Source organism: Bradyrhizobium forestalis, from assembly GCF_002795245.1.
In the GTDB taxonomy this organism is placed as follows: domain Bacteria; phylum Pseudomonadota; class Alphaproteobacteria; order Rhizobiales; family Xanthobacteraceae; genus Bradyrhizobium; species Bradyrhizobium forestalis.
This window is the reverse complement of sequence record NZ_PGVG01000055.1, coordinates 21875-34841: the sequence shown is the minus strand read 5'-3', so window position 1 is coordinate 34841 and position 12967 is coordinate 21875. Positions and strand designations below refer to the sequence as shown.

5 protein-coding genes and 8 pseudogenes are annotated in these 12967 nt (G+C 60.9%); 7 read left to right on the top strand and 6 right to left on the bottom strand.

The features are described from left to right. Positions 1 to 224: 224 nt before the first annotated feature. Together CVM73_RS39490 and CVM73_RS35370 are read right to left on the bottom strand one after the other, a co-directional pair. Positions 225 to 494 (bottom strand): annotated as a pseudogene (locus CVM73_RS39490) (transposase domain-containing protein); the annotation flags it as partial. A 710-nt stretch (positions 495 to 1204) separates the two neighbouring features. After that, on the bottom strand, positions 1205 to 2086 hold the full coding sequence (locus CVM73_RS35370) for a beta-keto acid cleavage family enzyme (RefSeq protein WP_100236369.1): 882 nt from the start codon (positions 2084 to 2086) through the stop codon (positions 1205 to 1207). 961 nt (positions 2087 to 3047) lie between these two features. Between CVM73_RS35370 and CVM73_RS39890 the strand changes: the two genes are divergently transcribed. The 5 genes and pseudogenes from CVM73_RS39890 to CVM73_RS35340 all read left to right on the top strand — a co-directional run bounded on the left by CVM73_RS39890 (position 3048) and on the right by CVM73_RS35340 (position 7892). Beyond that, positions 3048 to 3203 carry a site-specific integrase gene (locus CVM73_RS39890; RefSeq protein WP_158237649.1) on the top strand — a complete coding sequence of 52 codons (156 nt, stop codon included), beginning with the start codon at positions 3048 to 3050 and terminating at the stop codon, positions 3201 to 3203. 303 nt (positions 3204 to 3506) lie between these two features. Next, positions 3507 to 4545, top strand: a pseudogene (locus CVM73_RS41310) (IS91 family transposase). 397 nt (positions 4546 to 4942) lie between these two features. After that, positions 4943 to 5798, top strand: a pseudogene (locus CVM73_RS35350) (transposase); the annotation flags it as partial. A 61-nt stretch (positions 5799 to 5859) separates the two neighbouring features. Next, a pseudogene (locus tag CVM73_RS35345) lies at positions 5860 to 6606 on the top strand (IS5 family transposase). Positions 6607 to 6668: 62 nt separating this feature from the next. After that, positions 6669 to 7892, top strand: coding sequence for an IS701 family transposase (locus CVM73_RS35340; RefSeq protein WP_100236373.1), 1224 nt, complete (start codon positions 6669 to 6671; stop codon positions 7890 to 7892). Positions 7893 to 8355: 463 nt separating this feature from the next. Here the strand turns inward: CVM73_RS35340 and CVM73_RS35335 are convergent, their stop codons facing one another. The 3 genes and pseudogenes from CVM73_RS35335 to CVM73_RS41300 form a co-directional block, all read right to left on the bottom strand. Beyond that, on the bottom strand, positions 8356 to 9366 hold the full coding sequence (locus tag CVM73_RS35335) for a 3-hydroxyacyl-CoA dehydrogenase NAD-binding domain-containing protein (RefSeq protein ID WP_208639283.1): 1011 nt from the start codon (positions 9364 to 9366) through the stop codon (positions 8356 to 8358). A gap of 112 nt (positions 9367 to 9478) precedes the next feature. Continuing rightward, positions 9479 to 9679, bottom strand: coding sequence for a hypothetical protein (locus tag CVM73_RS41305; RefSeq protein WP_100236367.1), 201 nt, complete (start codon positions 9677 to 9679; stop codon positions 9479 to 9481). 56 nt (positions 9680 to 9735) lie between these two features. After that, positions 9736 to 10263 (bottom strand): annotated as a pseudogene (locus CVM73_RS41300) (3-keto-5-aminohexanoate cleavage protein). Positions 10264 to 10694: 431 nt separating this feature from the next. On the opposite strand from CVM73_RS41300, the pseudogene CVM73_RS41295 reads away from it, so the two are divergent. After that, positions 10695 to 11235, top strand: a pseudogene (locus tag CVM73_RS41295) (transposase); the annotation flags it as partial. A 119-nt stretch (positions 11236 to 11354) separates the two neighbouring features. Here CVM73_RS41295 and CVM73_RS40560 read toward each other — a convergent pair. After that, a pseudogene (locus tag CVM73_RS40560) lies at positions 11355 to 11815 on the bottom strand (transposase); the annotation flags it as partial. A gap of 166 nt (positions 11816 to 11981) precedes the next feature. Here CVM73_RS40560 and CVM73_RS35315 point away from each other — a divergent pair. Beyond that, positions 11982 to 12868, top strand: a pseudogene (locus tag CVM73_RS35315) (IS110 family transposase). Positions 12869 to 12967 lie beyond the last annotated feature (99 nt).

Sequence of the window (12967 nt, the reverse complement as noted above, 5' to 3'; positions counted from 1 at the left end):
GAAAGGAACAAATCAGTTGCCGAAGGTCATCGCCGGTGTAAAGTTTACTGACGGCATCGAGGTCATTCCGACCACTGAAAGCCACGCCGCCTGATCAGGCCGCGTCACCCAGAATTAGCCATAGCTCGGAGAAAGGATTGGGAGACGCTAAATATCGTATAGTAGCGCGGCGGCCGTGTAGAGGTTCAACGGGTCAACTGTCGGTAAGCGGCAAACTGAGGCCGTCAGGAGGCCTGGTTCCATGGCATAAGCGCGTCGATTTGACTGCTCGGCCAGCCGTTGGCGACACGCTGAAGCTGAGAGCAAGCCAGGCGAGCGGATTCACGTTACTCATCTTCGCCGTCTGCAACCGTGTCGGAATGGTCGCCCAGGTTCGTCTGCCCCATCGCCGCCGGCAAAGAGGCTATTCTTTCCCGTAATCGTTGTGGCCTGATGGCCCGTTCGGCAGTGTTTGAGTCGAGCTCCATGCGGCCGCGGGTGAGGAAGGGTTCGAAGCTGCGAGGGGTGAATGCCGATCCGGTGGGCGATCGCCGAGACGCTCGCGCCGGGCTCCAACGCTTCTGTCACGACTTGCGCCTTAAACTCGTTCGACCAGCGTTGGCGAATCTGCCGCGACGTCCCTCAAGTCGGTCGGCGACCGCTTCGACCATATGGAAGGTTCTAGTTCCAGAACTAGGCGCCGCTATTCGCTCCAGCGCGCTTCGGGTAGCGTGCGCTCATCGGCACACAGTTCAACCGGCGGCAACAGGTACACAGGCTGGAACGGGTGCGCGACAAGACACACTCGGGACCTCTCTGCTTCAGCAACGTCGGCCGCAACCCCGAATTCGGAGCAGATCAACGTTCAGGCGCTGCCCCCCCCGAGTGGCGGACGCTAGCACCGCAGCTTGAGCTCCAGACGTTCCGGCGCGGGCTCCTGCACGAGGTTCCACGCCGCGCACCGCATCCGCCACCGTTCCACAACCGTCAGCCCCCTTCTGGCGGCAGCGGGACCATCGTCAATTATCGAAACGCCCGCCACCCTTTGTCTATCATCTCCTTAACTCGCTCGACCGCAGCGGACAACCGTCCATGCAGCCGCACGTCGATGCCGTTAAGAATGAAGCGAGCCGCCTAACTACCGCCGATGCCCCAGCACCCCGATTCGTGCGGCCGCTTCTCAGCAGGCTTGGAATTCTCAAGCATCAGCTTTGACCTCTTAGGCCTAAACTTTGAGTTTGAGCTTCTCGCGCATCTCATTCGGGCTCATCACCCGCACCCCGATCCGATCAAGAATCTCAGTTGCCCGCTGCACCAGCTCCGCGTTAGTTGCCAGCCTCCCGTGGGAAAGATACAGGTTATCCTCCAGCCCCACTCGCACGTTGGCCCCGATCAGCGGCGCCAAGGCTGCAAACGGAAGCTGCATCGGCCCGACCGCAAACGCCGAGTACACGGCGCCCGCCGGCAGCTGGTGTGCCATTGCCAGCAGTGTCGTCAAGTCCGGCGGTACGCCATAGCCCACGCCCATGCACATCTGGATCAGAGGCGGACCGTCAATCAGCCCTTCCTTGACCAAGTCTTGCACCATTATCAGGTGGCCAATGTCGAACGCCTCGAGCTCTGGTTTCACACCAAGCTCCTGCAGGCGCGCGGCCATGATCCTCATCGTTGCGATGGTATTGACCATGACGAACTCGCCCGCCCTGCTAACCAAGGATCCGCAATCCAACGTACAGATTTCCGGGCGCAGATCTTCGACGTGGACGAGCCGCTCAAGCGCGCCCAGCATGTCCGTCTCCACCGTGAGCGGCAGAGGAGCTTTGGGGCTGCCGAGGACAAGGTAGCAGCCCTCGCCCGTTGTGAGGTTAATCACCGGATTGACATCGGAGTCGCGAATGCGCTTCACAAGTTCCTGGTAAAGACCAAGGTCCAGCACGCCCCGTCGGGTCTTTAGATCACGCGCATGGAGATGAACTGCCGATGCGCCAGCGCGTGCTGCCTCAATTGCAGAGTCGGCGATTTCTTCCGGGGTCACTGGAACGTTCTCTTGCTTAGGCGCACGGCCTCCGCCAGTCACCGCACAGGTCATGAACACCTCTGAAATCATCGCGCCATCTCCTATTCACCTAAGCTCGATCTGTGACCACCTAGTTTCTAGGGCAAATTTCATCTCGTGATGTTTACGCCTTTGCATTTTCCGAGCGTCAACGGCGCTACCGAATTGACTAACTCAACGAGCGGACTCTCGAAAGCTCCTAGCATCAGAGCCGCTGCGAGCGTCCCAGCTGCAGCAGTCCTTCATCTTGGCAATCGACGTGCCACTCGCGGAATCTCCTGCGCATACTTGCCCGTGATAGAAAACACGCGTAGGAAGCAACCTGCTCTAGGAATGAGCTTTGCCGCTTGTCGCATTTACAACATCGCCGTGGTCAACTGGACAGGGCAGCGGGACCAAAATGTCGACCTATGTGATCCGGGTTGCCTGTCGTGCCGAGCTTGCACTACGGCTTTCTTGTCGGTCAGCCGCGCGGCGAAAAGTGAGATGTCATGGTTGACGCGGTCGAAAAATCTTTTCAGATCGAGATCCACCATGACGTTCTTAGCCCTCGGCGATGTAGCGTGCCTGGGTTACGGCCTGGTGTGCCGACCGTCCCGGCCGCAATCCGTAGCTGTGCCCCAAGAACATCCCATGGTTCTTGAAGAAACTGCAGCACGGCTTACGAATCAGGCGGTCGACGACACAGGAAACGCCGAGCCTTCTGACCCACCATCCGACTTCGGAATTTCCCCCCGCTTAACCAGCCGTGGCCTGAGAATGCCCGTTGAGCAATTGGAACCGAATTGCTGGCCTGTGCTGACGCAGGAATGCCTTGGCGACGTCGAAGGTCATCCCATTGACACCAGGACTCCCTGTTTCCTTGAACGCGTTTCCGTGACGTTAGGCCACAGCACTGATCCCGGAGCGCATCGCCTATGCGCGGGAGCCACGCATACTGCCGGTCGTGCGTGAGTGCCGATGAGGGGGTGAGCTTTCTGAAGGCGATCCCGACCTGAAGAGCAGCATAGCGTTGACAACGGTCGATTCCCGCGCATCCGGCGTATCGGAGGTGGTTTTCCTCAAGCTCGTGGATATCGACAGCCAACGGATGGTGATCCGGGTCGAACAAGGCAAAGGCGGCAGGGGCCGTTACGTCATGCTCTCGCCGCAGCTTTTGAAGATCTAAGCGCCTGTTGACGACTGACCCGACCGACACGCTGGCTGTTTCCCCGCCGCGACAGTGAGCGGCCGCTTGATGCGAACGTGCTGCACGCGGCGTGCCGCTCGGCTCACATCGCAGCCGGTCAGAACAAGCGACCCATCTTCCGGAGAACGGTGCCGACATTCGTGTCATCCAGGTGCTGCTTGGCATGCCAGCCTGCAGAGCACGGCGCGCTACGCCCAGTTTGCCACCAAAACCATGAGCCAGACCCCGAGTCCGCTTGACCCGCTGCGATTGGAGATCGTTCCGTCCGGCTGATCCGCCATCATGGATCCGGCTTTCGAGGTGGCGCACATATTCCGCCGCCACGGCTAAGCTTTTCGACATGCGTATTCCGGTCATCTGGGTCAAGTCGAGCGTCGCGTGATGGGCCATCACCGCGTGCCGGACAGCGGCGCTCGGCGGCCGTATCGAGCAATGCGACGACCGCGGTGCGACACGCATCGCCTAAAACACCTGTCGCAATCGGCATTGCCCGAAGTGCCAGGCCTCGGCACGCGCGCAGCGGCTCGCGGAGCGCGCAAGCCGAACTCCTCCCCGTGCGGCAAGCCGAACTCCTCCCCGTGCGGTATTTCCACGGTGTCTTCACCTTGCCGGCCCCCGCCGGAGAGATCGCTTTCCAGAACAAGGCCATCTTCTATGGCATCCTGTTCCGCCGCGCGGCCGAGACGCTCGCCACCATCGCAGCCGACCCCAAGCATGTCGGCGCCCAGCTCGGCGTCACCGCCACCTCCATACTTGGGGCCAGACCCTGCAACACCATCCACATGTTCACTGCGTCGTGCGTCTCACCCACCTCGGCGATCCCGTTTCGTTCACCTACGGCCTCGATCAACTCCGACGGATCGACTGGGTCGTCTATGCCAAGCCGCATTCGGCGGACCCGAACAGGTGCTGGCTTATCTCGGCCGCCACACGCACCGCGTCTCGCCATCGCGAACAGTCGGCTGATCTCGCGGGCCGATGGCAAGGTGAGCTTTTCCTGGAAGGACTATCGGCAGAATCGCAAAACCAAAGTGATGACGCTTGATGCCGATGAGTTTATTCGCCGCTTTCTCCTGCACACGCTGCCGGACGGTTTCCACCGCATCCGCCACTATGCTTTCTCCCCAATGGCGGACGGACTGATAAAATCGCTCTCTGTCCTCAACTCCTTGATGTCCGCAGTAGCGCTCCGACTGATCAAGAAGCCGACGAGGATCCCCTCGCCAAATGCGAGACCCCCGTCTGCCCACATTGCGGCGGCATCATGCGTCGCATCGATGCTGTCGCGCGAGCCCGCGCGCAACCAGCCGTCTCGTCGTGATACGTCATGACTAGCGTCTGCACCATCACCCCTTCCGTAATCACCTTCTTGGTGGAACGTCCGATGTCGCCGTGGCCGCGCTCATTACCGAACATCCCGCCAATCGTTCGGCCGCGCATCCCCGCGCAGAAAATCGCTGGCTTCATCGCGCCCTTGGCCCGATCAATGCAGCCGCTCACATCGGAGAATGTCCCGCCGCCGCGCGGCAACTACAGGCGGCCTTTCCGCAGCCGCAATGGCTGCACTATCACCATAACGCCCAAAACTCCGCGGCTTCGTTCAATCCAGCTTCTGTGAGGTTCGCCACTCCCGGCACAGCGCGCGGCTGGTTGCCCTGCGACCTCACGGAACCCTCAAGATTCCCAAATCAGAAGGCCTCCGAAGGAGGCCAGCGTGGATGGGACGACCCCATTCGGACGACCTTCGTGAGCGGGTGGTAAGAGCTGGGATCAAAGGCGGCCTGTCGCGGCATCAGGCGGGGACGCAATTGGGGTAGTCATTAGCACGGCGATCAACGGGTCCAGCGCTTTCACGAGACCAGCAGCGTCAAGCGTGACCAGATCGGCGGCTACAGCCGAAGAAGATTGCGGGGTCGCACCGTGAATGGCTGATCCAACGGTGCCGATGTGGGAGTTCGTCCACGCCGAGAAGCTCAGTTATAAAAATGGCTCTGATTGCGCCGAGCAGGAACGTCCCGATGTCGCCCGCCGGCGGGGCAATGGACCAAGTATCGGGGTGGATTAATCCTTCCCGCCTGTTGTTCATTGATGAGACCTGGACCAAACTCCAACATGGCGCCGTCGCGGGACTGGTCGCCGCATGCTCAACTCATCAAACCGAGGTGCCGCATGGCCGATGGCAGACCATGACCTTCATGGCCGGCTTGCCCACCATGGCATCACCGCCCGTGGTTCATCGAGGGGCCGATGAACGGCGAAGCCTTCTCTATCGAGAAGGTTCTGGTCCCGACCTTGTGGTCGGCGACATCGTCATCATGGACCATCAAGGCTCGCACAAGGCAAATGCCGTGGGTCGTGCCATCCGTACCGCTGGCGCTCGGCTTTTTTTACCTGCCAAAATACTCGCCTGATCTGAACCCGATCGAGCCGTTCTTTGCTAACTTCAAACACTGGCTGCGCAAAGCCGCACAGCGAACCACCGAGGCCGTTATATGATGCCATCGCTCCGTCCTCGAAACCGTCTCACCCAGTGAATGCGCCAATCCCTTCGCAAACGCCGGGGACGACCAAACCCAAACCCATGATGCTCTGCGTGCTGTGGACTCTAAGGATTCCCTTTTAGGACCAAATCGTGATGGATCGTTTGGTTTTGAACGACGCGGCGTGGGAGCGGATGGCGCCGCTGATCATAGGCCGGCCTGACCAGAAGGGTTCGACCGGCCGCGACAATCGGAGGTTCGTGGAAGGTGTGCTTTGGATTGTGAGTACGGGCTCTCTCTGGCGTGATCTTCCGGAGGCGTTCGGAGACTGCAACGCGCATTCCCGCGATTCAGTCGATGGAGCGTCAAAGGCGCCTGGTGCGCATCTTTGAGGCGATGTCCGATGATCCTAACTTCGAATATTTGATCGTCGATTCCAACATCGTCCGAGCCCATCAGCATGCTGCCGGGGCGAAAAGGGCGGCCTGAAGATCAAGCGCTTGGCCGCTCGCGCGGTCTAAGCACCAAGATCCATATGGCCGTTCGGGGATTGGGATGTCCCGTGCGGTTCACGCTGACCACAGGTCTCAGAAGGGCGATGCACCGCAAGCCGCCACATTGATCGAGTGGTTGCCTGACGAGGTCGTCATGGGCGACACCGCCTATGACGCCGATCACTTGCGCCGGGCCATCGCCGCCAAGGGCGCGCTCGACGTCATCCCCAACAACCCGTCACGCGCCCTCAAATACCCGCTCGACAAGCATCCCTATGCCTAACGCCATCTCGTCGAATGCTGCTTCTCAAAGCTCAAGCAATTCCGCCGTGTCGCAACCCGCGTCGAAAAGATCGAAATTATCGGGCGGTCATCACCCTGGCAGCCATCATTCTCTGGCTGCGGTAAGTGTCCACGCCACCTAGCATTACAGTTGCATTTTATTGAAGGTTCTGAATCCATGGGTGACCATGATTCGGGATCTGATGATTGGTGGTGCGTCGGTCGAGGATACACTGACGCTGTGGGCTTCGTCGTTGCGAGATGCCAAGCAACGGATTCGTCCGCTGTTTACGCAGGAGCGGGTCGCGGCCTCGGCGGCGCAGTTTCTCGACGGACTGTTAGGCAACGAGCCGCGCAAGACGGGTTGGATGCGGGCGGAAGCTGCCGGCGATCCAGGCCCGTGGCGCCAGCAGTCGATCCTTGGCCGGGGGCAGTGGGATGCCGACGCGCTACGCGACATTGTGCGTGAGTACGCACTAGAAACGCTTGGCGATGAGGACGCGGTCCTAGTCATCGATGAGACCGGCTTTCTGAAGCAGGGCAAGGCCTCGTGCGGTGTCGCACGCCAGTACACTGGCTCGGCGGGCAAGATCACCAATTGCCAAATCGGAGTGTTCGTCTCCTATGTGTCGCGGCACGGCCATGCCTTCATCGACCGGGCGCTCTACCTGCCAAAGGAATGGACGGATGAACCCGCTCGCCTGAAGGCAGCACATGTACCGAGCGATGTGGGCTTTGCGACGAAGCCCAAGATCGCGCGTCAAATGATCACGCGCGCGATCGCCGCCAAGGTGCCGTTCTCGTTTGTGGCTGCGGACAGCGTGTATGGCACCGGGGAGATCGAAACCCTGCTGCGCAAGGCGGGCAAAGGCTATGTTCTGGGTGTTGCTTCCAATCATGTGTTCCACTCTTGGGGTAAGCAGCAGGCTGTCGCCGGCACCGCCTCCGCGATCGCGCAGAGCCTTCCCAAGAAGGCCTGGCGCCGCCTGTCGTCCGGCGGAGGGACCAAAGGTCCGCGCTGGCACGACTGGGCCTATCTCGAATTGGCCGATCTCGACGCCAGTGAATACAACGACGAGCTTGCCGGGGAATGGACGCGAGGTCTTCTGATCCGCCGCAACATCGCCGACGGCAGCTTGGCTTTTTTCTCCACATGGTGCCCCAAGGGCACGTCCATGCAGAATCTGGTGTCGGTGGAAGGCCATCGCTGGGCCATCGAGGACAGCTTCGAAACTGCTAAGAACGAGCTCGGCCTTGATCACAACGAAACCCGTTCCTGGCATGGCTGGCACCGCCATGTCTCACTCGTCATGCTTGCCTTCGCCATGACGGCCGTCATCCGTCATCGGGCCAACACCTGGCCATCGCTCAAAAAAACGCGACTGCGGCCTCGACCGAAGCATCGTTCTTGATCCGCTGGTCGATCCAGGAAATCCGGCGCATCGCTCTGAGGCTAGCCCAGCGGCGCATCCCGCACGCCCACATCCTCGCATGGTCGTCCTGGCGCAGGGCTCATCAGGCCAACGCGCGCAAAGCCCATCTCAAGAAAAAACTGCAACTGTAATGCTAGACCGCAGGATCGATGACCCCAACCGCCTCGTCGCCGAAATCGCCGCATGGCAATGGCAGAGACCGAAAAAGCTCGCGCCAAAATGAGCCGCGCATAATCCAATGCGTCCAAGATTCATCATCACTGTGAGGAGGTACAAGCCGGTCTCTGTGATGTGGCCGTTGTTGTCAAGCCAGTCAGGCGGCATCTCTGGTTCGGTATCTGCAGAGGGCCGGAACCGTTAGGTGGCAGGGCTATGAGCCCGGTCGCCCAGCCCTGTTGCCAGCGCGCGAGCGTCCCGCCCGGGCCGCTCCTCCACGGTGTGGTCAGCGAGTTGGAGGAACGCGTTTGCGCAGCGACTGCTCCCAGCGCGCGATCGTCGCTCCGGCGCCGGAGCCCTGTGAGCGCAAGCCCTGCAGCACCCCGACGAGACCATCGTCGAGGATCTCCTGATATTGGGCGATGGTCATGTTCTCGGCCGACGCTTGCGCGTCCGCCTGCTCCGCCAGAGTGTTCAGAAAGGAGTCGGTGTACTCCGGCCCGGCTTCAAACTTGGAGTACTCCGTGCTCCCGGACCCCCGTCTCTTCATCACGTAGGTGCGCGTGTCAGTCTCGCCGCTGCCGACGAAGTAGGTCCGCATGGGCCCCAGGACCGGCCGGCGCAGCCCGAAGGAATAACGCACCGCGTCATCGATCTCCTGCACCGTGGCCAGATCATCGTGTATTAGCCACAGCGCCTCGCGCCACACCGCCGTCTGTAGCCGGTTCGCGAGGAAGCCGTAGACCTCCTTGCGCACGACGAGCGGGTGCATCCCCACCGCGCGAAAGATCTCGGCCGCCCGCGGCAGCATCTCAGGCGCCGTGCGCTCGCCGGCGCACAATTCCACCAGGGGCACAAGGTAGACGGGGTGGAACGGGTGCGCGACAAGCAGGCGCTCAGGGCGGGGCATCTGCGCCTGCAGCCGCGAGGGCTGCAGCATCGAGGTCGAGGAGCAAATCAGGGTCTCGGGTGCAGCCGCTCGGCAGGCAGTTGCGAGCAGCTGCTGCTTGAGCTCAAGGCGCTCGGGCGCGTTCTCCTGCACTATCTCCACGTCGCGCACCGCCTTCGCGACCGAATCCACCAGCTTCAGCGACCCTTCGGGCGGAAGCGGAACTTGCGTCAGCTTGCGAAATGCCCGCCGCGCATTGGCCAGCATCTTCTGCACGCGTTCGACCGCACGAGGAGACGGGCCATACAGCCGCACGTCGACTCCGTTGAGGAGAAACCGTGCGGCCCACCCGCTGCCGATCACCCCACCCCCCAACAGCCCGACCGCTCGCGGCAGCCTGTCGGGCAAGACGTTTGAATTCTGAGACATGAGCTTTAGCCTTGACTTCGTTTTTGACATAAACTTCATCTTGGGTGTTTCGCGCATCTCATCCGGGCTCATCACCCGCACGCCAATCCGGTCAACGATCTCTACCGCCCGTGACGACTTCGCTGTTGATCGCCAGCCACCCGCGGGAGAGGTACAGGTTGTCTTCCCCGTCACTGTTCGCGCCGATCAACGGCACGAATGCCGTATAAGGAAGCTGCATGTGCCCGATCGACAAGGCTGAGTAAACAGCGCGCAGCGGAAGTTGGTGCACCATCGCTATCAGCGTGTTCAAATCCTCCGGCGCGCTCTAGCCAATCCCCATGCACACCTGGAGCGGCGCATCGTCAATCAGCCCGTCATTGACAAGATCGTTCGCAGATGACCTGAATCGAACACCTCAAGCTCAAATTTCACCCCGAGCTGTTGCAAGCGTGCAGCCATCGCGCGCCGCATCCCGGTGGTATTGACCATATCCTCGTTGGTCTTGCTGTTCATCGACCGGCAATCCGCCGTGCAGATTTCGCGGTGCGGCTCTCGACGCGGATGAGCTGCTCAACAGACGCGCCATGTATGTCCCTGCCGGCAACGGCAGCGGAGAGTTCGCCTCATGCTGCAGCCCTCGCCCCTTGTCAGGTTGATCACCGGATTCACATCTGACTCCCGAATACGCTGCACCATTGCCCCACACCCCGCCGGATCCAGCGGGCCCTCCCGGCTCTTTAGGTCACGCACGTGGACGTGCACCGCCGCCGCTCGCGCGGGCGCCGCATCGATCGCCGGGTCAGCGATCTCCCCTGGTGTTACGGGCACATTCTCCTGCATCGGCGCCGCACCACCCCCTGTGACCGCACAAGTGATGAAGACGTCTGATACCATCCCAACCTTCTCCTCTCACTGAACCTTGATCTGTGCCAAGCCAGATCAGCGATAAAGTGTTATCTCATGTCGTTCACCGCTTTCAGGAATGTTCCGCTTTTGCATTTCCGAGCGTAAACAGCGTCAGCGCATTGACTAGGATCAACCGAGCGAGGCTCATTGGGAACTCCTGGCGACAGGGCAGCTGCGAATACTTTGGCTGCGGCCGTTCTCATCCCAGCAATCGGCGTGCCACTCGCGGCCCCTGCGCGGCTCGCCTGATAAGAGAAAAAACGTGTAGCTAGCGGCCTGCTCATTGCAATAACGCTGTCGGATTCCGACATCACCGTAGTTAATCGAACACGGCTGGCACGACACAATGGAGTGTTATGAGAGGCCGTTCGCCTCTCGTGCCGGCTGCTCGGCGGACCCGGAGATAGTCCTCGCCCGTCACCGCGGATGCCGGCTATGCCTACGCTAAAGTCTACGGTGCGCTCGAGCGGCGCGGCATCGACGCCCTGATCCCAGCTAAAGCCGAACGAATCAAGAGCCGCGTACCGCTCAGACGCTTCCGATACGATGCCAAGCACGACATCTTGAAGTGCCCGCAAGGACGTATCTTGCGCCCCGCGCGACCCATCAAGCACGGCCGTTTCTTCTATTCAAGGCGAAGGATTGTGCCCGGTGTCCGCTCAAGGGCGATTGCTTATCGAAAGGGCGGGTTAACAAGGCGGTCGTTATCGGTGACGATTATCCTGCACTGCTCCGCGCCCGCCGCCGTCGCGAGCGATGGAGCAGAAAGGATTGACGGCTCTATCAGCGCCATCGCTGGCGCTCAGAGGGCTTCCACGGCGAAGCCAAGACCTGGCACTGACTGGCGCGCGATACGGCGTGGTCATGCCAAACATGAAGATCCAGGCCTACCTGACAGCCGCCGCCATCAACCTCAAGCGGCTGGCAGCCGCTCTCCTTGCGCTTATTCTGCCTTGGATTGTCCCTCATAGTGCGTTTGCGGCTTCAGATCGCGCTGTAGCGCGGGTTTTGACACGAGAGCCATGACAGGGCTGGTCGCTGCATCGCGCGAAATCTATTCGCCACTTCTTCAACGACCCCACCCAGCAGCGCTGCTCGCGCGTTGTCGGCGATACCTCACCGGCAGCCTTCCAGAACCCGAGTGCGCCATCGGAGATGACGAGCCGCGGCGGCACGTCGAGATCTCGCGGCTTGCGATCGAGCAGCAGATCGCGCCGGTCCTGTGTACGTTCTCGCGGGCAGCATCGGTGAAGTCAACCAGTTCCTTGCGACCTTCCGGCGTCGCGGCGATCAGCACGAGGATGCACTTCGTCTTCAAGCCGGACTTCGAGATGGATGCGAACAACCCAGATGTAGACGTAAAACGTGGCCGGCAGATCGCACTTTCTGCTAGGCGGCGTGCTCGTCGAGTCTTCGGTCGGCCGATGGCTGATGCAGACATCCGGGCTGCATTCTTGACAGGCAGCGCCGCCCAGCGCCTCGGAGAAGTCGCCAGGTCGAAATTCCCTTCAGAAAGGATCGGCAGCAGCTTCTCGATTGCGACAGGATCGACGGCGCGTTCTGGCCCACGACAAGGACCAGAGCATGAAGCGCAGCCGCTTTTCGGAAGAGATGGGGTATTCGGTCCCGATCGCCTGACCGATTTGCCGCGCGGCACGTTTTGGCTGACGATCATGGACCAACTCCATCCGGAAAGGAGAGAAGCCATGATCTACGTCGGCCTCGATGTTTCGCTGAATTCCGTTGCGGTATGTGCGGTGGACGAGACCGGAAAGCTTATCCGGGAGGGAACCACGTTGGCGGACGCGCCATCGATTGTGCAGTACCTCGAACCATGGGCTGGTCAAGTTGAACGGGTGGGCCTTGAGGCAGGACCGATGTCAGAATGGCTGACCGCAAATCTAATCGAACTGGGGCTGCCGGCCGTCAGTTTGGAAGCCCCCAGGTTAAGGCGGCACTTTCGGCCATGCCGGTGAAGACCGATCGGAATGACGCCCGTGGGATCGCGCAGGTGGTGGGAACGGGATGGTTCAAGCCTGTTCACGTCAAGAGCATCGGCAGCCAAAGGGCGCGGACGCTGGCCGCGGCTCGCAAGCATATCATCCGCTCCATCGCTGCCGCAGAGCAAGTCATCCGCGGACTTCTGCGTCCGCTCGGTCTCAAAGTCGGAATCGTCTCGTGGACTCTGTTCGCGACGCGAGTTCGTGAGTTGGTCAGCGATGACGCCTTACTGGAGGCGATGCCCGGTCTCTGCGTTGACCTTCCACTCCACTGCGGACGATCCCAGGCGATTCCTGCATTCCCAATCCGTCGGCTCGGGTTAACGCCCCGGCGATACCAATCTGGCGAGGTTGATCGGGTAGGACGGATCACAAAAGTCGGAGATGGAGAGACGCGCACAGCCTTGTTCGAAGCTGCCAACGTCGTTCTCAGGCCATCAACCCGATGGTCTCCGATGAAGGCCTGGGCGGTGCGTGTTGCCCACCGGCAAGGAAGCAAGCGTGCGAAGGTCGCGCTGGCCAGAAAGATGGCTGTCGTCCTTCACCGAATGTGGGTTGATGGAACCGAATTCCGATGGACGGCGGTGGCGTAAGGACGCCATCGCCATCAAGAGACGCCCGTCGCGGGGCGTGGGGATGGCCGAGTTCGTATGATCTGTCGTGGCGTCCGCCCTCCAGGTCGGATGACTACG